The 21720-nt window shown below is 65.7% G+C and carries 19 protein-coding genes and 1 tRNA gene; 8 read left to right on the top strand and 12 right to left on the bottom strand.

Going from position 1 to position 21720, the window contains the following annotated elements:
- Positions 1 to 141: 141 nt before the first annotated feature.
- Together BV95_RS20115 and BV95_RS20110 are read left to right on the top strand one after the other, a co-directional pair.
- Positions 142 to 369: a hypothetical protein gene (locus BV95_RS20115; protein WP_037456385.1), complete on the top strand. Its 228-nt coding sequence runs from the start codon at positions 142 to 144 to the stop codon at positions 367 to 369.
- Positions 370 to 439: 70 nt separating this feature from the next.
- Entirely contained in the window at positions 440 to 877 is a 438-nt protein-coding gene (locus BV95_RS20110; protein ID WP_013847518.1) for a response regulator, read from the top strand.
- On the opposite strand, the gene BV95_RS20105 is transcribed toward BV95_RS20110, so the two are convergent.
- From BV95_RS20105 to BV95_RS20080, 6 genes are all read right to left on the bottom strand, one after another.
- Positions 822 to 2345 carry a sensor histidine kinase gene (locus BV95_RS20105; protein WP_037456382.1) on the bottom strand — a complete coding sequence of 508 codons (1524 nt, stop codon included), beginning with the start codon at positions 2343 to 2345 and terminating at the stop codon, positions 822 to 824. The two genes, BV95_RS20110 and BV95_RS20105, sit on opposite strands and share 56 nt — an antisense overlap.
- Positions 2338 to 3621: a UDP-N-acetylglucosamine 1-carboxyvinyltransferase gene (gene murA, locus BV95_RS20100; protein WP_013847520.1), complete on the bottom strand. Its 1284-nt coding sequence runs from the start codon at positions 3619 to 3621 to the stop codon at positions 2338 to 2340. Before murA ends, BV95_RS20105 begins: the two co-directional genes overlap by 8 nt.
- 292 nt (positions 3622 to 3913) lie before the next feature.
- Positions 3914 to 5956: a S9 family peptidase gene (locus BV95_RS20095; protein ID WP_037456380.1), complete on the bottom strand. Its 2043-nt coding sequence runs from the start codon at positions 5954 to 5956 to the stop codon at positions 3914 to 3916.
- Positions 5957 to 6172: 216 nt separating this feature from the next.
- On the bottom strand, positions 6173 to 6664 hold the full coding sequence (locus BV95_RS20090) for a DUF2497 domain-containing protein (RefSeq protein WP_037456378.1): 492 nt from the start codon (positions 6662 to 6664) through the stop codon (positions 6173 to 6175).
- 83 nt (positions 6665 to 6747) lie between these two features.
- Positions 6748 to 8151, bottom strand: coding sequence for a TolC family outer membrane protein (locus BV95_RS20085; protein WP_420806762.1), 1404 nt, complete (start codon positions 8149 to 8151; stop codon positions 6748 to 6750).
- A gap of 73 nt (positions 8152 to 8224) precedes the next feature.
- On the bottom strand, positions 8225 to 8857 hold the full coding sequence (locus BV95_RS20080) for a protein-L-isoaspartate O-methyltransferase family protein (RefSeq protein WP_037456373.1): 633 nt from the start codon (positions 8855 to 8857) through the stop codon (positions 8225 to 8227).
- Between the two features lie 211 nt (positions 8858 to 9068).
- On the opposite strand from BV95_RS20080, the gene BV95_RS20075 reads away from it, so the two are divergent.
- Positions 9069 to 9142 (top strand) — tRNA-Cys (locus BV95_RS20075).
- 11 nt (positions 9143 to 9153) lie between these two features.
- On the opposite strand, the gene BV95_RS20070 is transcribed toward BV95_RS20075, so the two are convergent.
- Entirely contained in the window at positions 9154 to 9945 is a 792-nt protein-coding gene (locus BV95_RS20070) for a sulfite exporter TauE/SafE family protein (protein WP_037456370.1), read from the bottom strand.
- 176 nt (positions 9946 to 10121) lie between these two features.
- On the opposite strand from BV95_RS20070, the gene BV95_RS20065 reads away from it, so the two are divergent.
- Entirely contained in the window at positions 10122 to 10796 is a 675-nt protein-coding gene (locus tag BV95_RS20065; protein WP_174544459.1) for a glutathione S-transferase family protein, read from the top strand.
- 247 nt (positions 10797 to 11043) lie between these two features.
- Here the strand turns inward: BV95_RS20065 and ndk are convergent, their stop codons facing one another.
- The 3 genes from ndk to BV95_RS20050 form a co-directional block, all read right to left on the bottom strand.
- Positions 11044 to 11466 carry a nucleoside-diphosphate kinase gene (gene ndk / locus BV95_RS20060; protein WP_013847527.1) on the bottom strand — a complete coding sequence of 141 codons (423 nt, stop codon included), beginning with the start codon at positions 11464 to 11466 and terminating at the stop codon, positions 11044 to 11046.
- A 94-nt stretch (positions 11467 to 11560) separates the two neighbouring features.
- Positions 11561 to 11998 (bottom strand): DNA polymerase III subunit chi, encoded by a 438-nt coding sequence (locus BV95_RS20055; protein WP_037456361.1) that lies wholly within the window; start codon positions 11996 to 11998, stop codon positions 11561 to 11563.
- Positions 11998 to 13443 (bottom strand): leucyl aminopeptidase, encoded by a 1446-nt coding sequence (locus BV95_RS20050; protein ID WP_037456358.1) that lies wholly within the window; start codon positions 13441 to 13443, stop codon positions 11998 to 12000. The genes BV95_RS20055 and BV95_RS20050 overlap by 1 nt, the downstream gene beginning before the upstream one ends.
- 167 nt (positions 13444 to 13610) lie before the next feature.
- Here BV95_RS20050 and BV95_RS20045 point away from each other — a divergent pair, with 167 nt between their 5' ends.
- The 4 genes from BV95_RS20045 (at position 13611) to rsmA (ending at position 19226) form a co-directional block, all read left to right on the top strand.
- Positions 13611 to 15875 (top strand): LPS-assembly protein LptD, encoded by a 2265-nt coding sequence (locus tag BV95_RS20045; RefSeq protein ID WP_037456356.1) that lies wholly within the window; start codon positions 13611 to 13613, stop codon positions 15873 to 15875.
- An 86-nt stretch (positions 15876 to 15961) separates the two neighbouring features.
- Positions 15962 to 17347: a peptidylprolyl isomerase gene (locus tag BV95_RS20040; protein ID WP_037456353.1), complete on the top strand. Its 1386-nt coding sequence runs from the start codon at positions 15962 to 15964 to the stop codon at positions 17345 to 17347.
- Positions 17325 to 18362 (top strand): 4-hydroxythreonine-4-phosphate dehydrogenase PdxA, encoded by a 1038-nt coding sequence (gene pdxA, locus BV95_RS20035; protein WP_037456351.1) that lies wholly within the window; start codon positions 17325 to 17327, stop codon positions 18360 to 18362. The genes BV95_RS20040 and pdxA overlap by 23 nt, the downstream gene beginning before the upstream one ends.
- A gap of 6 nt (positions 18363 to 18368) precedes the next feature.
- Positions 18369 to 19226: a 16S rRNA (adenine(1518)-N(6)/adenine(1519)-N(6))-dimethyltransferase RsmA gene (rsmA, locus tag BV95_RS20030; RefSeq protein ID WP_037456348.1), complete on the top strand. Its 858-nt coding sequence runs from the start codon at positions 18369 to 18371 to the stop codon at positions 19224 to 19226.
- 626 nt (positions 19227 to 19852) lie between these two features.
- Here rsmA and BV95_RS20025 read toward each other — a convergent pair.
- Together BV95_RS20025 and BV95_RS20020 are read right to left on the bottom strand one after the other, a co-directional pair.
- On the bottom strand, positions 19853 to 20371 hold the full coding sequence (locus tag BV95_RS20025) for a tetratricopeptide repeat protein (protein ID WP_037456391.1): 519 nt from the start codon (positions 20369 to 20371) through the stop codon (positions 19853 to 19855).
- Between the two features lie 92 nt (positions 20372 to 20463).
- Positions 20464 to 21639, bottom strand: coding sequence for an RsmB/NOP family class I SAM-dependent RNA methyltransferase (locus tag BV95_RS20020; protein WP_037456345.1), 1176 nt, complete (start codon positions 21637 to 21639; stop codon positions 20464 to 20466).
- Positions 21640 to 21720: the final 81 nt, after the last annotated feature.

The following is a 21720-nucleotide window of genomic DNA, read 5'->3' as shown; positions in this document are numbered from 1 at the left end:
CCTCGTCGAGAACTTCTTCTGTAGCCTCAAAACATTCCGGCGCATCGCTACCCGATACGAGAAAACTGATCAGAGCTACCGCGCCATGATCAACCTTGCGGCCCTGAAGATCGCTATGCGCTAAATGTCCACACGCCTTAGATGTCCCTGCCCCATGCCCGCTACATCGTCCTGGAACATGAGGGCGTGTGGAAGATCAATCTCGACAACCGCTATTACGGCCCCTTCGCGACGCGGGAGGCGGCTGTCGAAAGCGCCACGGGGACCGCGCAGAAGGCCGGGGCGGCAGGCTATCCGGCGTCCGTGCTGCTGATGCGCGGCGCGGATTTCGAGACGCTCTGGACCAGCGCGCCGGAAAAAAGCGGGTAGAAAATTTCGCGAGCCAGGGAACCGGAGGGCGCTTTGCGCATTTATCGGCTCCAGTTGCGTGGACTTTTGGATGAGCAAGAAGGTTCTGATCGTAGAGGACGAGATTTTCGTCGCGCTGGAAATCGAGCATATCGTCGAGGATGCCGGATTCACGGTCGGCGCCATCGCGGCCGACCGTCAGGCCGCGCTGGACGCCGCCAATGATTGCGACATCGCGCTGGTCGACCTGAACCTGCGGGATGGGCCGACCGGGCCTGGCATCGGCATCGAGCTGGCCAGCCGTTACGGCATCCGCGTCATCTATGTGACCGCCAATCCCGCGCAGATCGGCGCGGCGTCCGCGGCGGCGCTGGGCGTCATCACCAAGCCGTTCCGCGCCCACAGCATCGCCGAAACGCTGCAACTCGCCGCAGCCGAGGAACCGGAACTGGAAGCCGCCGAAATCGCAGGCTTTACGCCCTTCCCACCGGGCTCCGGCTCATGGAGCGGGCTGGAATCCAGAGGCTGAGGCACAGGCCTTCGGGCCGCCAGTCGCGCGTCATGCGTCCGCCCAATTGCCGTTCGACGCTGAGTTGCATCAGCCTGCTGCCGAACCCTTCGCTGGTGGCGGGGACGGCGGGCGGACCGCCCTCCTCCCGCCAGTCGATGCGGATATTCTTGTCCTCGCCCTTCACGTCGATCGTGACCTTCCCCTCCAGCACCGAAAGCGCGCCATATTTGGCGGCGTTGGTCGCCAGTTCGTGGAACAGCAGCGCCAATGGCGTGGCGGAACGGTCGTCGATGGCCGGATTGTCGCCCGAAAAATGGATGCGCGGGCCCAGCGCATCGCGATAGGGGGCGAAAATCTGGTCCAATATGCCCCACAGCGCGCCTTCCCCATGGTCGGGCCGGGAATGGGAGCTGTGGGGCCGCACAAAATCATGGGCCCGGCCCAGCGCCATGATGCGGTCGCGCAGGTCGGCGGCGACGGCGCGGATTTCGGGATGTTCCCGCGCCGACAGGCCGATCAGGCCGGAAATCACCGAAAATATATTCTTGATGCGGTGGGACAGTTCATGGGCGATGACCTCCCGTTCCTCCACCATCAATATCTGGTCGTTGATGTCGGTGCAGGTGCCGATCCAGCGAACGATCGCCCCCTCGGCATCCCGGATCGGCAGGGCGCGGCCCAGGGTCCAGCGATAATCGCCGCTATGATGGCGCAGCCGATATTCGATCTCATAGGGTTCGCCGGTGTCCAGCGAGTACCGCCACCGCGCCCATGCGCGGTCCTGATCCTCCGGATGGAACATGCCGTTCCAACCCTCTCCATCGGTCGAACCGAAGGGCATGCCGGTAAATTCATACCAGCGGGCGTTATAATAGTCGTGATAGCCGTCCGGCAGCGTCGACCAGACCATTTGCGGCATGGTGTCGGCCAGGGTGCGGAACATGCGGTCGCTTTCGAACAGCGCCTGCGCATCTTTTTCCTGCTGGTCAATGATGGCGCGGTCGCGGCGGCGGCCCTCCAGTTCCACCATCACTTGCCGGGCGAGCAGGGTCAGCCCCTGCCGCTGGAGGTCGGTCAGGTCGGTGCGGGGCCGGTCGTCGATGACGCAGAGCGCGCCGAGCGGAGTCCCATCGCCGCCGATCAGCGGCGCCCCGGCATAGAAGCGGATGAAGGGCGCGCCCGTGACCAGCGCATTGTCGGCGAATCGCGGTTCCAGCGTGGCGTCGGGCACCACGAAGATCGCGTCGCCCAGCATGGCATGGGCGCAGAAGGACACGTCGCGGGGCGTTTCCTCCGCATCCAGGCCGGTGCGGGCCAGGAAGCGCTGGCGCTCGTCCTCCACGATGCTGACCAGCGCGATCGGCGCTTCGCAGAGCGCGGCGGCGAAGGCGGTGATCTGGTCCAGCGTGGCAAAGCCGCCGGCATCGAGATCGTAGCGCGCAATCAGCGCTGCGCGATCCGTCTCGAGCCCGCGCCCGTCAGCCATCGCTGACGCGTTCTATGTCGGCGCCGACGGCGGACAGTTTTTCCTCCAGCCGTTCATAGCCGCGATCCAGATGGTAGACGCGGTTGACCTGGGTTTCGCCCTCCGCCGCCAGACCCGCGAGGATCAGGCTCATGGAGGCGCGCAGGTCGGTCGCCATGACGGGCGCGCCGACCAGCCGGTCGACCCCGCGCACCACCGCCGTGCGGCCGTTGACGCCGATGTCCGCGCCCATGCGCGCCAGTTCGGGGACGTGCATGTAGCGATTTTCGAAGATCGTCTCGGTCAGCACCGACGCGCCGTCCGCCAGCGTCAGCATCGCCATGAACTGCGCCTGCATGTCAGTGGGGAAGGCCGGGAAAGGCGCGGTGGAGATGGTGAGCGGGCGAAGCTTGCCGTCCGACGACACCTTGATGCCGTCCTTATATTCCTCGACATGGACGCCCGCATCGCGCAGCGCGGCGAGGATGGCGTGCATGTCGTCGGCGCAGGCCCCCGCCAGGTCCAGCGAGCCGCCGGTGATCGCGGCGGCGCAGGCGTAGCTGCCCGCCTCGATCCGGTCGGGCATGACGCTGTATGTCGCGCCGTGCAGGCGGGGCTTGCCGTGGATGGTCAGCTTGTCGGTGCCGACGCCCTCAATCTCCGCGCCCATGGCGATCAGCAATTTGCAGAGATCGACGATCTCCGGCTCCCGCGCCGCATTTTCCAGGATGCAGGTGCCCTTGGCCAGCACCGCCGCCATCAGGGCATTTTCGGTCGCGCCGACCGACACGACCGGGAAAGTGTAGATGCCGCCGGGCAGGCCGCCGTCCGGCGCGCTGGCGCGGACATAGCCCGCGTTGATCTCTATGACCGCGCCGAACGCCTCCAGCGCCTTCAGATGCAGGTCGATGGGGCGGTTGCCGATGGCGCAGCCGCCGGGCAGCGACACGCGGGCCTCGCCTGCGCGGGCGAGCAGCGGGCCGAGCACCAGGATCGATGCGCGCATCTTGCGCACGATGTCGTAGGGCGCTTCGGTCGAGGTGACGCGGCCAGCGCGCAGGGTCATGACGCGGCCGAAATCCTCCGGCCGGGCGCCCTCTATCATGGTGGACGCGCCAAGCTGGTTCAGCAGATGGCCGAAACTGTCGACATCGGCCAGGCGCGGCAGGTTGCGCAACGTCACCGGCTCGTCGGTCAGCAGCGCGCAGGGCAGCAGCGTCAGGGCGGCGTTCTTCGCGCCGGAAATGGGAAGGCGGCCGTTGAGCGCTTTGCCGCCGCGGATGTGAATGCGGTCCATTGGCTGGGTTCTTACCGTTAATTGCGGTGAGCGCAAGGCGGACGGCGTGGCCTTTCGATGGCCGGGGCTTTTTAGGTGGCGTGGGGGAATTGCAGGCCGCCAAGGGGTGAATGTCGATACAGCCTAAATCCTCCCTGCGCGCAGCGTGGGGAGGGGGACCGGCCGAAGGCTGGTGGAGGGGAAATGGCGTGACCTCCGAAATTCCCCTCCACCATTCGCTTCGCGAACGTCGAAGAGAGTCACGTGCCTCTCTTCGACCCTCCCCATCTTTCGATGGGGAGGATTAAGGAGCCTATTTCTTTGTCCAGCGGTCCAGCCAGCCGAGCGCTTCGTCATACCATTGCAGCGAGTTGCGCGGTTTCAGCACCCAGTGATTCTCGTCCGGGAATATCAGCAGTTTCGAGGGCACGTCGCGCCGTTGCAACGCGGTGAAGGCGGCCAGCCCCTGCGTATAGGGAATGCGGAAATCCTTTTCGCTGGTCACGACCAGCATCGGCGTCTTCCACTCCGTCACATGGTTGACGGGGTTCCATTTTTCGAACTCTTCGGGCTTTTCATAATAGGGGCCGCCATGTTCCCATTCGTCGAACCATAATTCTTCGGTCTCATAGGCCATGGCGCGGGCGTCGAACACGCCGTCATGCTGGACGATGCATTTGAAGCCGTCGGGCCATTTGCCCTCGATCCAGTTCATCATATAGCCGCCATAGCTGGCGCCCAGCGCGCAGCCATTGGCCGCGTCCACCTGCGCATCGCGGGCAGCCGCCGCGGCGAGGCCCAGTTTCAGATCCTCCAGCGGCTTGCCGCCCCAATCCTTGTTGATGCTGTCGGTGAAGGCCTGGCCATAGCCGGTCGATCCGTGGAAATCGACGATCACCGCCGCATAGCCGTGGGCCGCGAACGCCTTCGGATTCCAGCGATAGGACCAGCTATCGTTGAAGCTGCCCTGCGGGCCGCCATGGACCAGCATGGCTACCGGCAACTTGCCGGTTGCGCCTTTGGGCTTCACGATCTGGCCCCAGACGGTGTCGCCGTTCGCGCCCCTGAAACTGTAGCGCTGGACCGAGACGTCATCGACCCCGGCCAGCTTTTCCGCATTGACGCTGGTGAGGCGGACCGGTTTGCCTTTGGCGGGCATTTTCCAGAAATCGGCGGGCGACTGGATGCTGTCGAGGGCGTAGACGAAGCCGCCCCTGGGCAGTGGCACGACGCTGCCCGCATGGCCCGCCTGCGTCAGCCGCGTGACCTTGCCTGATGCAGCTTCCACGCGGAATATGGGATGATCCAGCACATCGTCGGCGGTGACGATTATGCCCTTCCCGTCTGCCTCCCAGGCGATGGAGGCCACCGAGCGGTCCCAATGGCCGGTCAGCGCCTTCGTCTCGCCGGTCGCGATGTTGCGCAGCATCAGGACCAGCCGGTCGCTCTCATAGCCGGGGCGCTTCATCGCCGCATAGGCCAACCATTTCCCGTCCGGGGAGACGGCGGGCATGGTGTCGGTCGCGTCATTGGCGTCGGTCAGGTTGACTGGAGCCGTGCTGCCGTCCGCCGGGACCGCGAAGATGTCGAGATTGGTCGACAGCGATTCGATCCGCCCCGCCTCGCGCAGCGCGAAGAATATTGTCTTGCCGTCGGCGCTCCAGGCGATTTCCTCGGCACCGCCGAAGGGCTTGGACGGGCTGTCCCCGACCAGTGTGCCCATGACCGACACGGCCTTGCCGCCCGACAACGGCATCACGAAGATCTGCGAACGCTGGCCGTCGGACCATGTGTCCCAATGGCGGGTGAATAGCTGGTCATAGACGCGGCCGGTGCCGGCGCCTGGGGGCGGGGCGGGCTTTGTGTCGTCAAGGGTCTTTGCGCCCACCGGGCGGTCGGCCCATAGCGCGACCCGGTCGCCCGTGGGACTGAGGAGGAAGCCGGAAATTCCGCCGGGCGCCTGCGTCACCTGTTCAGCGGTCCCACCTGCAAGGGCGACGCGCCAGAGTTGGTCGTCGCCGCTCTGGTTGGACAGATAATAAAGCGATTTTCCGTCCGCCGAAAAAGCCGGCGCGCTTTCATTCTTGTCGGGGGTCGAAGCGATCATGCGCAGCGTTGCGCCCGGCTTGCTCAGGTCCAGCAGATAGAGGTCCGTGCGGCCCCTGTTCTCGGCGAGGTCGGTCACGCGCAACTGATAGGCCAGCCATTGCCCATCGCGGGAAACCGCCGGGGCGGATATGCGGTTCAGGCTGACCATGTCGCTGGGGGTGAACGGCCGGGCGGCGGCGGGCGTGACGGACAGCGCCGATTGGGCCAGCGCCAGAGCGCCAAGTCCCGCGTGCAGAAGATATTTCATGGATGGGCACCCCTGGATCGGATCGCGCCGCTCTCTCGCGGGCGGCGTCGACAGCTATGGGCAAAGGTGTAGGCAGCGGTTCCGCAACTCGCAAGGATCAACCAGCGGTGCGTAATAAAAGAACAAAGATGAGGAAGACTATGTCAATTAAGGACGATGGAATGGCGGGGGAAGCAATCCCCTGCCCTCCTGCCGCGAATCACCCGGACCGCCGAGTCAGCGGCCGGTGATACGGGCGATTTCCTTCGCGACCATATCCTCGACCATGGCGGGCAGCCGGGCGTCCAGCCATTCCTTCAGCATCGGCTTCAGCATGGCGCGGACCAACCCGTCGAGCGTGTTGTCCTCGCCGTCCTTGGGCGTCACCAGCATGGAGGACAGGGCGGACAGCGAATGGCGGGCCGCAACCTCGCTCTCCACCGACAGGATGGACGCATCCTCCTGCTGGGCCACGGGCTTGGGCGCGCGGGACGTTCTATGGGCGGGCATGGGTTCCTCCACAGCGACCTCGTCGGTCAGTTCCAGCACTTCATCGCTGTCCGGCTCCGGCACCGGGTCCACGACGGGCGCGGGCCGCAGCTTCTGCGCCGCATCACCCCGCACGCGGCGCGGCAGGGTCTGCACCGCTTCCTCGCCCTCTTCGGCGATGATCCGCTTGATGGACGAGAGGATGTCCTCCATCGAGGGTTCCTTGCTCATGTCGCCCATGGTTAACCCCTATTCCAATGCCCACAACGCTATAGCCGTTAACGCTATACCACCAAAGGAACGCTTTCGGGGTTAAAATTGCGTTAAGGCTGCGCCAAACCGGGCGCCACATTGGCGTTTTGCGCGGGGGAGTCAACGGTGCGCGTCGATTGCACCTTTGGCGCGGGGTCGAAATCCCAATCGAACCACTTGCCCTTCACCCGGTCGTAATTGACCATCGGGTCGTAGAGCGTGCCAACTTCCAGGTTCAGATCGTCCGCCTCGGCATGGCCCATGGCGGCGAGCAGGCTGAACCCCGCGACATAGGCGTTGCGGCGCGCCGTCACCAACTGGACCTTGGCGTTCACCGCCTCCTGCTCCGCGTTCAATATGTCCAGGATGGTGCGGCTGCCGACGGAATTTTCCGCCCGCACGCCTTCCAGCGACAGGTTGGCAGCGTCGACCGCCTTCTGGTTCGACTGGATGCTTTCCAGCGAGGCCTGCCAGCTTGCATAGGCGGACCGGGTCTGCGCGATCACGCCGCGCTCGACCTCGATCTCCCGCTCCAGCGCCTGGGATTCCAGCGCCTGGTTGCGTCGCACCTGCGCGGCGGGACGGCCGCCCTGATAGAAGGGGATGTTGAGCTGAACGCCCGCCGACGCCTGCTTGTTGATCTGCGACCCGGTGGGGCTGCTGGTGAGCGTGTCGAGATAATTGGTGTAGCCCGCCTGGGTGAAGGCGGAAACTGTCGGCAGCACCGTGCCCTTGGCGGCGCGCACGTCGAACTGCTGCGCCTCCCGCAGCTTTTTCGCGGCGAGAATGTCCGGATTGTCCTTCAGCGCCACCTGCACGGCGCTGTCGGGGGTCGCGGGCAGGCCTGGCAGGGGCGGCGGCGGCTCCAGATTGTCCGGCGCCTCGCCCACCAGCGCGATGTAATTTTCGCGGGCGGTGATCAGATTGGCTTCGGCGTTTTGCAGGTCGGACCGGGCCAGCGCCAGCCGCGATTCGGACTGCGCCACGTCGGTGCGGGTCACGTCGCCCACCTCGAACCGGTCGCCGGTCGCCTGGAGATTGACCTCCAGCGCGCGCACATTGGCCTGGTTGAGCGAGACGACCGCAGCGTTGCGGATGACGTCCATATAGGCCGCCACGACCTGCGAAAAGACGCTGGCCTCCGTGCCGCGCAGGTCGGCCTGTCCGGCGGCGACCCGCGTCTTGGCGGCCTGGATGCCGTTGCGCACGCTGCCGCCCGTGTAGAGCGGCACGCTTAATTGCGCGTTCGCGTTCAGCGTCCGCTGCGGCGAGGTGAAGCTGATCGTCGGCTTGAGGATGCTTTCGGAATAGCTGCCGGTCGCGTCCAGCGCGGGCCGCCCCGACGCCTTCTGGATCGGCACATTCTCATCCGTCGCCCGCTGCCCGGCGCGCGCGCCGGTCAGGGTCGGGTTCGACCGGTATGCCTTGGCCAGCGCGCCCTGCAACGTCTCCGCATGGGCCGCGCCGGAGGACATGGACAGCAAAAGGAAAAGGGCGGAGCCCCCAGGAAACCGATTTCTTGCCGTCATCTTGCCCCCAATCGGCCCCTTAGAATATAAATCCTTCCGGAGCGGCGAAGCCCGGAAGCACAACCATTTCCAAATCGGCGAGGCTGGCAAGACCCAGCACCCCCGACACCGCCCGGCCGCCGCACAGACGCGTGACGCCGCGCTCGACAATGCCGGTCACGACCCGCGCACCGTCGGCAAGCTGCTGAACGAGCGTGGCGGGCACTTCCTCCACCGCGCCGTCGATGAACAGCACATCATAGGGCGCGCCGGATGCCGCGCCGGCCTTCAGCGGGCCGCGAACGACCGTCACGCCGGGGACCGCGATGTCCGCGCCGCCCTCTTCCTCGACCGCCGTCACCTTCGCGCCCAGCGCCGCAAGCAGCGCCGCGCTATAGCCGGTGGCCGCGCCGATCAGCAGCACCCTGTCGCCCTCTGCGATCTGCGCTTCCTTGAGCAGGCGGCCCGTCACCAGCGGCGGATTGAGCGCCCGGCCGTTCGCCAGCGGGATGGGCCGGTCGACATACGTCATGGCGCGCCGCTCCGCGGGCACGAAATCCTCGCGCGCGACATGGGCCATCGCGCCGATCACGCGCTGATCGTCCACATCGCTGGTGCGAAGCTGGCTTTCGACCATGGCGGCGCGCATCGATGAAAAATTCTGATCGGTCACGACAATTCCTCGAATGGGATAGCTTATAGTTTGGCTGTATTATGAAAGCAATACAGCAAAGACAGTATCGGACCTCTAAATCAGCGGACAGGCCACGCCAAGCCGCTTTGCGCGGCCGGCGCCGAGAATCTTGGTAGAATCTTGCCCGACAATATCACAGCGCTGCTTGACTTTGCAGCAAAAGCCGCACATTTGCGGCCACCCACGCCGAGGCCCGATGGCGGAGTGGTGACGCAGCGGACTGCAAATCCGTATACGCCGGTTCGATTCCGGCTCGGGCCTCCAAATCGCGCCGGTCAGGCGATCAGGCGCCATCCCACCACCACCAGCACCGCCGCCAGCAGGGGCTGCAACACGCGATCCGACGTGCGCGTGGCCAGCAGCGATCCGATGACGATGCCCGGCAGCGATCCGGCCAGCAGGTTGACCAGCAGCATCGGGTTCACATTGCCGATCCACAAATGGCCCAGCCCGGCCACCAGGGTCAGCGGCACGGCATGGACGATGTCCGTGGCCACCAGCCGCTGCATCCGCATGCGCAGCGGATAGAGCGCCAGCAGCAGCGTCGCCCCGATCGCGCCCGCCCCGACGGAGGTCAGCGTCACCATCGCGCCCAGCAACGCGCCCGCCAACACGGTCAGCGCCGGTTGCCAGCGGGTGAAATTGTTCGCCGTGCCCACCCGGCGGGCCAGAGCCCAGGCGTGGAAGCGTCCGCGCAGCAGGGTCGCGGCCGCCGTGCCGATCAGCACCACGCCCAGCGCGCCCGTGACCACGCCGGTCTTGATCTGCCCAAGATGCATTTGCGACAGGATCGCCAGCATGATCAGGGATGCGGGGATGCTGCCGATCATCAGGCGCTTCACCACCTGATAGTCCGGGCCGCCGTCGGTCCCGCCCTGATGATGATGCACCGCGCCGCCGACCGCCTTGGTGATCGACGCGAACCATAGGTCGGTGCCGACCGCCGTAGTGGGCGCGACGCCGAACAACAGGATCAGGATCGGCGCCATCAGCGACCCGCCCCCGACGCCGGTCATGCCGACCATCAGGCCGACAAAAAGGCCCGCGACCGCGTGCAACCAATCCATATTCCGCCCCAGATTCTATAAGTGCTTTGGTAGACATCTAGGCCCCAAAGCCCGCGCCAGCCAGCCCTCTTTCGGATCGGAAATTTATCGCCGCGCAAACAATTGCTGTTCGGCGGAAGGAACCATGGCCGCGATCCTCTCGACTTCCCTTGCCCCTGCCGTCTAAGACAGAAGGCATGATGAAGCTGTTCATTGGCAACAAGGCCTATTCGAGCTGGTCGCTGCGCGGCTGGCTGGCGTGCAAGCTGTCCGGCATTCCCTTCGAGGAAGTGGTGGTCCCTCTCTATGACGAAGCGTGGGAAAAACGGCGGGAGGGCGACGAATTCGCGCCGTCTTCGGGCAAGGTGCCGATCCTGTGGGACGGCGACGAGACGGTCGTGTGGGACAGCCTGGCCATCATCGAATATCTGAACGAGAAGTCCGGCGGCGGCATATTCTGGCCCGCCGACGCCGCCGCCCGCGCCATGGCCCGGTCGATGGCGGCGGAGATGCATAGCAGCTTCGCCGCGCTGCGCCGTGAGCACAGCATGAACATCCGCCAGATCTACGCGCCGGTTCCGCCGTCCGAAGCGGTGGCGCAGGATATCGCCCGCATCATGCAGCTATGGGCCGAGGCCCGCGCTCGCCATGGTGGCGAGGGGGAGTTTCTGTTCGGGGAGTTCGGCGCGGTCGACGTGATGTTCGCGCCGGTCGTGACGCGCTTCATCACCTATCAACTGCCCGTGGCCCGCTTTGCGGAAGCCTATATGCGGGCGGTGATCAACCATCCCTGGATGCAGGAATGGATCGGCGGCGCCCAGGCGGAGGAATGGGTGATCGACCGGTTCGAAACGCCGCCGCAATTGGGGTGAGGTGGGAAGTGGCCTCTTAATCCTCCTTACGCGAAGCGTGGGGAGGGGGACCGCTCGCGAAGCGAGCGGTGGAGGGGAAATTCGGAGGTCGTGCCCCATTCCCCTCCACCACCGCTTTCAGCGGCGGTCCCCCTCCCCATCTATCGATGGGGAGGAATGGGAGAGGTCCGGTTTCCACCCAAATCAGTCATGGAAAAGGGGCCGGAAGCATGCGCCCCGGCCCCTTCTCTCAAATTATCGCGCCGGATCAGCCGACGATTTCGTCAGCCTTGAAGAAATAGGCGATTTCGATCGCGGCATTTTCCTCGCTGTCCGAACCGTGGACCGAATTGGCCTCGATCGATTCGGCATATTCCTTGCGGATGGTGCCTTCGTCGGCATTGGCCGGGTTGGTGGCGCCCATGATGTCGCGGTTGCGCTTCACAGCGTCCTCGCCTTCCAGAACCTGCACGACCACCGGGCCGGAGATCATGAAAGCGACCAGATCGGCGAAGAAGGGGCGTTCCTTGTGAACGGCGTAAAAGCCTTCGGCCTGTTCGCGGCTCATGCGGATGCGCTTCGAAGCGACGACGCGCAGGCCCGCTTCCTCCAGCTTCTTGGTCACGGCGCCCGTCAGGTTGCGACGGGTCGCGTCGGGCTTGATGATCGAAAAGGTGCGGGTGACGGCCATGAGGCTCAAAAGCTCCGAATTGTTGGGATGAGTTGGCGCGCCCTTTAGACCGGGCCGATGGCTATCGCAAGAGGGGGTGGATTCCCGGCTCCCGCTAAGGGCCTTGCACCCATTTGCGGCCTTCCTGCCGCCAGAAACGGGGCGTTACGCCCTCGCGTTTGCTCAGATCGCGCCAGCTTGCCCGCGCGCCCTCGATGGTTTCCGAGTCGAAGAAATAGAAGGCCCGCTCGAATTGCAGCGCTTCCTCGCGCCAGAGGCCGTCCGCCAATGCGATATGCCGTGCTCCGTTAGCGGCGGCACAATCCGCCGCCAGCAGCACGGGCTGCATCGACTCGGCGGCCTCGCCTGCCCGGCCATGGGCCAGGAAACTTTCCGGCGGCCCGGCCCACAGTCCGGCGGATATCCGCTCCAGCCGTTCAGGCTCCTGCGCCACCACCAGCAGGCGCGCGCCCATGTCCAGGATGCGGCCCGCTATGGCGGGCAGCACCTGTTCCACGGGATCGCGGCTGAGCTGGTAGAAGTCGACCTGCATTATTGCTCGAATTTATCCGCGACATAGCGGTCGAGCAGGCGCACGCCATAGCCGGTCGCGCCCTTGTCCCAGGTGGCGCCGGGCTTGTCGGCCCAGACCATGCCCGCAATGTCGAGATGCGCCCATTTCACGCCCTCGTCGACGAAGCGCTTGATGAACTGCGCCGCCGTGATCGACCCGCCATAGCGCGGACCGATATTCTTCATGTCAGCGATGGGGCTGTCGATCAGCTTGTTATAGGCCTCGCCCAGCGGGAAGCGCCACAGCGGGTCGCCCGCCGCCCTGCCCGCCGCGATCAGATCGTCGGCCAGCCCGTCGTCATTGGCGAAGATGCCCGCATATTCGTTGCCGAGCGAGATGATCATCGCGCCGGTCAAGGTCGCCAGATCGATGATGATTTCCGGCGCATAGGTCTTCTGCGCCCAGGTGATGACGTCGCACAGCACCAGACGCCCTTCGGCGTCGGTGTTCAGCACTTCGATGGTCTGCCCGGACATGGAGGTGACGATGTCGCCCGGACGCTGCGCATTGCCGTCGGGCATGTTTTCGACCAGCCCGCAAATGCCGACGACCCGGACCTTCGCCTTGCGCCCGGCCAGCGCCTTGATCGCGCCCGCGACCGCGCCCGCGCCGCCCATGTCCCACTTCATGTCTTCCATGCCCGGTCCGGGCTTCAGCGAGATGCCGCCGGTGTCGAAGGTTACGCCCTTGCCGACGAAGACCAGCGGCTTTTCGGTCGCGCCACCCGTGCCGTCCCATTCCATCGCCAGCAAGCGCGGTTCGCGCACCGAACCCTGCGCCACGCCCAGCAGCGACCCCATGCCCAGCTCCGTCATCGCCGCCTTGTCCAGCACGGTGATCTTGACGCCCAGTTGCTCCAGATGCCTGCAACGCTCCACGAAGCTTTCGGGATAGAGGATGTTGGCGGGTTCCGACACCAGTTCGCGGGTGAAGGCCACGCCCGCCGCGACCGCCGACTGGCGTTCCCAGGCCGCCCCGGCATCGGCCGAAACCAGCGTGATCTTGCCGAGCGTCGGCTTGGCCTTTTCCGCCTGCCGGGTGCGATAGGTGTCGATCCGCCAGCCGCGCAGCGACGCGCCAAGCGCCAGCGCCGCCGCCTGCTCGCCGCTCGCGCCGCCGAAAAATTCGACCGCTACATGGGTCGCGCCGCTGGTCGCCAGGCGCGCCGTCAGCGCCGCGCCCGCGCGCTCATGATCCGCGGCGCTGCCCGCGCCGGTGCCCACCAGCACGACGCGCAGCACCTTGCCGCCTTCCTCCACGAAACTCTCGAAGCTGGAGCCCGCTTCGCCCGTGAAGCGCGCCGCCGCTGCGCCCGCCGCCAGCACGGGCGCGGCGCTCAGGGGCAAGGCATCGAAGCCGCCCTTCGGCACGGCGAAGGCCAGCGTATCGGCTTCGGGACGGACTGGGCTGAACGCGATTTCCATCAAGGGTCCTTTATGTCTATCTCTGAAGCCTCAGATAGTGCGGCTTACCCGGTCTGGCAAAGCCGTTCGACTGATTTTCGGGCAAAAGACTGGCCGGGAAAGATTGCGGCGGGCGCAAAGCAGTGCGATAGGCGGGAAACAAAGCGCCCCCGAAGAGGCTCCACCCTTTGCTGATTTCCCCTTTCCCCTTGCGTTTCAAACAGGCTCTCGCCGCGAGCGTCGCCCTTTCGTGCCTGGGGATCGCCCCTCATGCCGCCGCGCAGCAGCTTCAGGAGCCGCAGGCCGCCGTCAGCGCGCCCGACGCCCCGGTGCCGGAGACTGAGGACCAGATCGGCTTCGCCGCCGACGCGCTGGAATATGACAGCGACAGCGAAATCGTGACCGCCACCGGCAATGTGCAGTTGCTGCGGGAAGGCAACCGGCTGCGCGCCGACAAGGTGGTGTGGAACCGCACCACGGGGAAGGTGGAGGCGACCGGCAACGTGTCCGTCACCGATCCCGAAGGCAATATCGCCTATGGCGACCGGTTCGACGTCACCGATTCCCTGCAGGACGGCATGGTCCAGAACATGCTGCTGGTGTTGCAGTCCGGCGGGCGGCTGGCCGCCGCCAGCGGCCAGCGCAAGAATGGCGTCTATACGCTGCGCAAGGCCGCCTATACCGGCTGCGCGGTCGAGGATCATGACGGCTGCCCCAAGGAGCCGACCTGGCGGATCAAGGCGGTGAAGGTCGTCTATGATCCGGTGAAGGCCCGCGTCAAATATACCAATGCCAGCGTCGAACTGTTCGGCCTGCCGCTGATCCCGCTGCCCGGCTTTTCCCATCCGGTGGGCGATAACGGCGGCAGCGGCCTGCTGGTGCCGAACCTGCGATACGACCGGAACAACGGTTTTGAGGTGGCGCTGCCCTATTATATGAAGCTGGCGCCCAATCGCGACCTGACCGTCACGCCGCACGTCTATACCGAAACGCTGCCGATGCTGGAGGCCAATTACCGGCATCTTTGGGATCGCGGCGCCTATCAGATCACGGGCTACGCCACCTATGGCAGCCGCCGGGCCGCCAGCGGCGCCGCGTCGACCGCGCCGATGAGTGCTCAGAAGGATTTCCGCGGCCATCTGGACGCGAGCGGCGCGCTGCAACTGACGCCGGAATGGAGCGTCGGCGGATCGATCCGCGCCACGACCGACCGCACCTTCCTGCGCCGCTACGACATCAGCAGCGACGACCGGCTGCGCTCCACCCTCAACGCCCAGCGGATCGGGGAGAGAAGCTATTTCTCCATCGCGGGCTGGGCGGTGCAGACGCTACGCACCGGCGATTCGCAGGGGCAGATGCCCATCGCGCTGCCGGTCATCGACTATCGCCTGCGGATGAAAGACCCGCTGCTGGGCGGCGTGGCGCAGTTGCAGGCGAACAGCCTGGCCATCACCCGCACCCATGGCCAGGACACGCAGCGCGCCTTCGCCGCGTTCGAATGGAATCTGCGCAAGCTGACGCCGATGGGGCAGGAAGTCACCTTCACCACCTATCTGCGCGGCGACGTCTATCACAGCAGCGACAATCTGATGAACAGCGTGATCAGCTATGCCGGCGATCCGGGATGGAAGGCGCGGGGCATCGCGGCGGCGGCCGTCGACATGCGCTGGCCCTTCATGGGCGAGGCGTTCGGCGGCGTGCAGCGCATCGCGCCGCGCGTCCAGATCGTCGCCGCGCCGAAGATCGCCAATCTTTCCGTCCCCAATGAGGACGCCCGCGCCATCGACCTGGAGGACAGCAACCTCTTCGCGCTGAACCGCTTTTCCGGTTACGACCGGTTCGAGGATTCGACCCGCGTCACCTATGGCCTGGAATATAGCCTGTCGCTGCCCGACTTCTCGCTGGAGAGCGTGGTGGGGCAAAGCTATCGCCTGAACAGCCGGGAGAGCATCCTGCCCGACGGCACCGGCCTGTCGGACCGCATGTCCGACATCGTCGGCCGCACCACCGTGCGCTACAGGGATTTCATCAGCTTCACCCATCGTTTTCGCGTGGACAAGGACAAGCTGTCCGTCCGCCGCAATGAAATCGACGCCACCGTCGGCAGCCGCAAGACCTATGCGACGGTCGGCTATCTCCGCCTCAACCGCAACGCCGACTTCAACCTGGAGGATTTGCGAGACCGCGAGGAATTGCGGCTGGGCGGCCGCATCCAGTTCGCGCGCTTCTGGTCCGTCTTCGGGTCCACCGTCATCGACCTGACCGACGCGAAGGAAGATCCGCTGTCCGTCGCAGACGGTTACGAACCCGTCCGCCATCGCCTGGGCATCGCCTATGAGGATGACTGCCTGACGCTGGGCCTCACCTGGAAGCGCGACTATCAGGTGCTGGGCGATGCGCGAAAGGGCAACAGCTTCCAGCTTCGGCTGGCTTTTCGCAATATTGGCATATAAGGATCAGCCTTCCCGCTTCCTGCTCAGGACCGGTTAAGGCGGATCGGCGCATCTCGTGCCGAACCGATTGGAGAGTTTTGTCGACGATGCAGCCTGTCGTTTCCCCGTTTTCCCGCATTGGCAGCACGGCCGCCAAGGGCCTGCGCACCCTGCTTCTGTCCTCTGCCCTGCTGGCGACGGGGGTGCACGGGCTCGCCGCCCAGACGGTGGGTGACGACGATGGCGTCGCTTCGCAGCAGCTCAACCTGCCCAAGGATGTGACCATCTTCGGCAAGAGCGACCCCAATGTCCGCAAGGCGACCGCCATCGTCAATGGCCGGATCATCACCGGCACCGACGTCGACCAGCGCCTGGCCCTGATCCTCACCGCCAATGGCGGCAAGGTATCGGATGAGGAAAAGGAAAGGCTGCGCGTCCAGGTGCTGCGCAACCTGATCGACGAGACGCTACAGATCCAGGAAGCCGCCGCCAACGACATCAAGGTCGACAAGGCGGAAATCGACCAGAGCTATGAGCGGGTCGCGGCCAATTTCCGCCAGTCGCCTTCGCAATTCGACCAATATCTGCGCACCCAGGGCAGCTCTTCCGCCAGCATCAAGCGCCAGATCGAGGGCGAACTGGCGTGGAGCCGCCTGCTCCGCCGCAACATCCAGCCCTTCGTCAACGTGTCGGAGGATGAGGTGAAGTCGGTGGTCGACCGCATGAACGCGGCCAAAGGCAGCGACGAATATCGCATCGGCGAAATCTACCTGTCGGCCACGCCGGAAAATCAGCAGCAGATCGTCGCCAACGCCCGCAACATCATCGAGCAGATCAAACAGGGCGGCAGCTTCGCCGCCTATGCACGGCAATTTTCCGAAGCCTCCACGGCGGCGGTCGGCGGCGACCTGGGCTGGGTGCGTCCCGCGCAGTTGCCAGACGAACTGGCGCAGGCCGCGGCGGAGATGCAGGTCGGCCAGCTCGCCGGGCCGATCGCCGTGCCCGGCGGCGTGTCGGTCATCTATGTCATGGACAAGCGCAAGGTGCTGACCGCCGACCCGCGTGACGCGCTGCTCAGCCTCAAGCAGCTTTCGGTCAGCTTCCCCGCCGGCACGACCAAGGAGCAGGCGAGCGCGAAGGCCGCCGACTTCGCCGCGCAGATCCGGACGATCAAGGGCTGCGGTCAGGCCAATGAATTGGGCGGCAGGATCGGCGCCGACGTGGTCGACAACGACAATGTGAAGCTGCGCGACCTGCCGCCGCAGTTGCAGGACATATTGCTCAACCTCCAGGTGGGGGAAGCAACGCCGCCCTTCGGATCGATCAGCGACGGCGTGCGCGTCCTGGTCGTCTGCGGCCGGGACGAAGCATCCTCCGCCGCCGCGCCCAATGCCGACCAAATCATGGCGCAGCTTGAGGAGGAACGGGTCAACAAGCGCGCCCGCATCTATCTGCGCGACCTTCGCCGCGATGCCGTTATCGACTATAACTGATCCGGCGGACCCTCCAGCGATGGGGCCGCCCTTCGCCGTCTCGCTCGGTGATCCGTCGGGTATCGGACCGGAAATCGTCGCCAAAAGCTGGGCGATGCGGGCTGCGCGGGGCCTGCCGCCCTTCTTCGCGGTGGGCGACGCCGCGTCGTTGCGCGCTGTCTGGTCCGGCCCGGTCGAAACGGTGAGCACGCCGGAAGAGGCGGCAGCGGCGTTCGAAAGCGCCCTGCCCTGCCTGCAAGTCGCCGACGCTGGAGAGATCGTCCCCGGCGCTCCCAGCATCGACGGCGCGCGCACGGCGTTTCAGGCTTTGGAAGTCGCGGTCGGCCTGGCCCGCAGCGGTTCGGCGGCGGGGATCGTCACCGCACCGGTGGGCAAGGAACAGCTTTACGGCGTCGGCTTCACCCATCCGGGCCAGACCGAATTCATCGCGGAACGATGCGGCGTGGCGCCGCATAATGCGGTGATGATGCTGGCCGGGCCGTCGCTGAAGGTCGTGCCGGTCACCATTCATATCCCGCTGGCGGACGTACCGTCCGTGCTGACGATCGACCTGATCCGCGCTCGCGCCATCACCACCGCCAAGGGGCTGCAACGCAATTTCGGCATCGGACGTCCCCGGCTGGTGGTCGCGGGCCTCAACCCCCATGCGGGCGAAGGCGGGGCACTGGGCCGGGAGGAGATCGACATCATCCGCCCCGCCGTGGAATCGCTCCAGGCCGAGGGTTACGATATCAGCGGCCCGCTCGCCGCCGACACGCTGTTCCATGCCCGCGCCCGCGAAACCTATGACGCGGCGCTGTGCATGTATCACGATCAGGCGCTGATCCCGATCAAGACGCTGAATTTCGATGATGGCGTCAACATCACGCTGGGGCTGCCCATCGTGCGCACCTCGCCCGACCATGGCACCGCCTTCGGCATAGCGGGCACGGACAGCGCCAATCCCGGCGCGATGATGGCCGCGATCAAGATGGCCGCCGAAGCCGCCCGCGCCCGCCAGACTCCCGGTTGCTGAAGGCCTATGGCTGCTGAAACCCGTCCGGCCGCGCCGCCGCCCAAGCTGCCCCCGTTACGAGAGGTCATTGCCGCCCACGGATTGCAGGCGAGCAAGGCGCTCGGCCAGAATTTCCTGCTGGACGAGCAGTTGCTGGACCGGATCGCGGCCATTCCCGGCCCGCTCAAGGAGCAGCCCGCCTTCGAGGTCGGCCCCGGCCCCGGCGGCCTGACCCGCGCCATATTGCGCGCAGGGGCGAAGCTTGTCGCGGTCGAGCGCGACCACCGCTGTCTCCCCGCACTGGCCGAACTGGATCAGGCCTTCCCCGGCCAGCTTCGCGTCATCTCCGGCGACGCGATGGAGGTCGACGCCCGCGCCGAAGCGGGCGAAAGCGCGCATATCATCGCCAACCTGCCCTATAATGTCGGCACGGCGCTGCTGATCGGCTGGCTTTCGGCGGAGTGGAGTCCTCTCCCCTGGTGGTCGAGCCTGACGCTGATGTTCCAGATGGAGGTGGCGGAGCGGATCGTCGCGCAGCCGGGCGGCGACCATTATGGCCGCCTGGCGGTGCTGTCCCAATGGCGCAGCGACGCCCGCATCGCGATGAAGGTACACCGCAGCGCCTTCACGCCGCCGCCCAAGGTGATGTCGGCGGTCGTCCACATCACCCCCAAGCCCGCGCCTGAGGGCGTGCAGTTGAAGCATCTCGAACGCCTGACCGCCGCCGCCTTCGGCCAGCGCCGCAAGATGCTGCGCCAAAGCCTGAAAGGCCTGCCCGGCGCGCTGGACGCACTGGGGGCGGTAGGCATCGACCCACAACGCCGGGCTGAAACCGTGAGTGTAGAGGAATTTGTTGAGGTGGCGCGGGTGTTGGGTGGCCTTTAGGCCTAAAGTCCGGCTTGGGTGGGTTGCGGAATGTCGGCTTCGGAGGAAAGGTGTTGGTTAGCTGACATTGCCGTCGTAGGCTGGGCAAATGAGTGAAAGCCGCTATCGAATGAGCGTATATTTTAGAGCACGGCGACATATGCTCTACGCGATCATCGCTATGCCTCTCATTATGTGGTGCGTTCCAATTCTACTGCCATCTTTAGGCGTTTCTCCGCAATCACGACCGATGTTCATTTTACCGGTCGCAGCACTATGGCTACTGGTGAGTAGCATCGGAGCGCTCCTTCTCGCTTGTCCAAACTGCGGGAAGTCGTTGTTCATGCGCGGATTTATAAGTGTCCCTTGGCCCGAAAAAATCTGTGGAAAATGCGGCCGCGACCTTACCAATCCTTAATCGTCGCTGCGACTAACCACGCCAATCTGATAGTCCGCTTTCCAGTGACTCAATCGACGATGCCAAGGGCAATTTTTGGTCGCTTGCGGGCCGGCCGTTTTGGGAACGCGGCGAATGACCCTATCGTAACGAGCCTCGCTGCGCTCGACTACCCACCCCCGGCCCCTCCCTTTCAGGGAGGGGAGGAGAATGGCGGCGACTGGTCGAAAACCGCTGCCTCAAATGTGGTTCAAGGCGTCTCTGTTGCCGATCCCTTGGGCGCGGGGACGCTATCCTTGGCGCTCAGCACGGTTGCGGGCGGACCTTTCTCTATCGCCGCCGCCAGTTGGCCGACAGCGGCGCAGTTCGCCTTGCACAGCCCCTGCGCCTGGGCGAGATTCTCCTTGGCCTTGGCGATGGCGCCCTTTTCGACCATCGCCTCGCCCTGTCCCACCAGGGCGGCGACGTCATTCGGCTCCAGCAACAGCGCCTCACGATACAAACGGATCGCCTTGCCCTGCAAGCCCTGCGCCCGCGCCACCTGGGCCAGTTCGATATAGGCGGTGCGGTTGCGCGGATCGACCGCCAGCGCGCTTTCCAGCGCGTCGGTCGCGCCCTGATAATTGCCCGCCTTGCGCGCTGCCTCGCCCGCCTTCTGCCATTCAACCGACAAAGGCGAGATCTGCGAATCCGGCCGCTGCGACAGGCCCGCGCTGGAAACCGTGGTCAGCAGGACAGCCAAAGCGATCGAAGCAGGGGTAAAACGCATGCACAACTCCAGCCATGTTTCAGGCATTGATTCCGGCCCAGTTTCCGGCCGCCAAGTCTCGCGATTTTGCGGCGGCTTGTCCATCGACTCTTTCAAACGGTCCGCCGCAAGCGCGCGACGTAGAAACCGTCAGTGCCGTCATGACCCGGCGTCAGCAGCAGGCCGTCGCCATGGGCGCGGCCCATCGCCGCTTCGATCCGTTCGACGGTCCACCCGTCATGCCGTTCCAGAAATGCCCGCACCTGATCCCGCCCCTCCCGGTCCGTCAGCGCGCAGACAGCATAGATCAACGCCCCGCCCGGCGCCAGCAGGGGGGCCGCGAAATCCAGGATTCGCGCCTGTTCGGCCACCAGCCGGTCGAGCCGCGCCGGAGTCAGCCGCCAGCGCGCCTCCGGATTGCGCCGCCATGTGCCGGTGCCCGAACAGGGCGCGTCGACCAGCACGATGTCCGCCCGGCCCTTCAGGCTGTCGAGCGCGCCCGCCTCATGCCCCTGGTCGAGCAGCAGCGTCTCGATGAAGGTTGCGCCCGCCCGTTCCGCCCGTGGATCGAGCCGCGAAAGCCGCGAACGGATGGTGTCGGCGGCGATCAGTACACCGTTGCCCGCCATCGCGCTCGCCAGCGCCAGCGTCTTGCCGCCCGCCCCGGCGCACAGGTCGATGACGGTCATGCCCGGCGCAGCACCGCAGGCGGCGGAGATCAACTGGCTGCCCGCATCCTGCACCTCGACCTGGCCCCATTTCCACGGATCGCTCTGTTCGACGGGCGATCCTTCGGGCAGGCGCAGCGCATCGGGCAGTCCGGCTATCCGGGCGGCTTCGGGATAATGTTGCGCGACCCGGTCCGGATCGGCCTTCAATCGGTTGACGCGCAGATCGACCGGCGCACGGCCCAGCAAGGCATCCCGCTCGACCGGCGCGGCGAGCAGCGGCTCGATCCAGCCGGGCACGATGCCTGTCGGAGCGCCCGCTTCGCTATCGGCAATCGGCGCGGGGCCGTGCGCCGACCCGTCGAACAGCGCAGCCAGTTCGGCCCGCTCCCGCGCCAGCCCGACCATGGCGGCGCGTCCGCTCTCCGGCCGCTCGGCGACGCGGCGCACCGCGTCATAGACATGGTCGCGCACCGCCCGCCGGTCGCGGGAACCGGCATAGCGCCGTTCCTTGAAATAGCGGGCGATCAGCGTGTCCGCCGCAGGACCGCCATCCCGCGCCGACGCCATGATGGCGTCGAGCAGTTCGATGGCGGCCTGGACACGGGCGGATGGGGTCATGACGAAACAAGCCCCTCCCCTTCAGGGGAGGGGTTGGGGGTGGGGGCGGGCCTCGAACGCCGCGCCCCGTACCAATCCCCC

It is taken from the genome of Sphingobium chlorophenolicum, assembly GCF_000722875.1.
GTDB lineage: Bacteria > Pseudomonadota > Alphaproteobacteria > Sphingomonadales > Sphingomonadaceae > Sphingobium > Sphingobium chlorophenolicum.
The sequence above is the reverse complement of the archived record's forward strand: the minus strand, read 5'-3'. Positions and strand labels throughout refer to the sequence as shown.

Excerpts from the sequence above, each read along its gene's own strand:
- BV95_RS20115 (WP_037456385.1), top strand. The coding sequence starts at position 142 with ATGTCCCTGCCCCATGCCCGCTACATCGTCCTGGAACATGAGGGCGTG.
- BV95_RS20070 (WP_037456370.1), bottom strand. The coding sequence starts at position 9,945 with ATGGATTGGTTGCACGCGGTCGCGGGCCTTTTTGTCGGCCTGATGGTC.
- BV95_RS20110 (WP_013847518.1), top strand. The coding sequence starts at position 440 with ATGAGCAAGAAGGTTCTGATCGTAGAGGACGAGATTTTCGTCGCGCTG.
- BV95_RS20025 (WP_037456391.1), bottom strand. The coding sequence starts at position 20,371 with ATGCGTTTTACCCCTGCTTCGATCGCTTTGGCTGTCCTGCTGACCACG.
- BV95_RS20050 (WP_037456358.1), bottom strand. The coding sequence starts at position 13,443 with ATGGAAATCGCGTTCAGCCCAGTCCGTCCCGAAGCCGATACGCTGGCC.
- BV95_RS20065 (WP_174544459.1), top strand. The coding sequence starts at position 10,122 with ATGATGAAGCTGTTCATTGGCAACAAGGCCTATTCGAGCTGGTCGCTG.
- murA (WP_013847520.1), bottom strand. The coding sequence starts at position 3,621 with ATGGACCGCATTCACATCCGCGGCGGCAAAGCGCTCAACGGCCGCCTT.
- BV95_RS20055 (WP_037456361.1), bottom strand. The coding sequence starts at position 11,998 with ATGCAGGTCGACTTCTACCAGCTCAGCCGCGATCCCGTGGAACAGGTG.
- BV95_RS20040 (WP_037456353.1), top strand. The coding sequence starts at position 15,962 with ATGCAGCCTGTCGTTTCCCCGTTTTCCCGCATTGGCAGCACGGCCGCC.
- BV95_RS20020 (WP_037456345.1), bottom strand. The coding sequence starts at position 21,639 with ATGACCCCATCCGCCCGTGTCCAGGCCGCCATCGAACTGCTCGACGCC.
- BV95_RS20085 (WP_420806762.1), bottom strand. The coding sequence starts at position 8,151 with ATGTCCTCCGGCGCGGCCCATGCGGAGACGTTGCAGGGCGCGCTGGCC.
- BV95_RS20105 (WP_037456382.1), bottom strand. The coding sequence starts at position 2,345 with ATGGCTGACGGGCGCGGGCTCGAGACGGATCGCGCAGCGCTGATTGCG.
- pdxA (WP_037456351.1), top strand. The coding sequence starts at position 17,325 with ATGCCGTTATCGACTATAACTGATCCGGCGGACCCTCCAGCGATGGGG.
- rsmA (WP_037456348.1), top strand. The coding sequence starts at position 18,369 with ATGGCTGCTGAAACCCGTCCGGCCGCGCCGCCGCCCAAGCTGCCCCCG.
- BV95_RS20095 (WP_037456380.1), bottom strand. The coding sequence starts at position 5,956 with ATGAAATATCTTCTGCACGCGGGACTTGGCGCTCTGGCGCTGGCCCAA.
- BV95_RS20090 (WP_037456378.1), bottom strand. The coding sequence starts at position 6,664 with ATGGGCGACATGAGCAAGGAACCCTCGATGGAGGACATCCTCTCGTCC.
- ndk (WP_013847527.1), bottom strand. The coding sequence starts at position 11,466 with ATGGCCGTCACCCGCACCTTTTCGATCATCAAGCCCGACGCGACCCGT.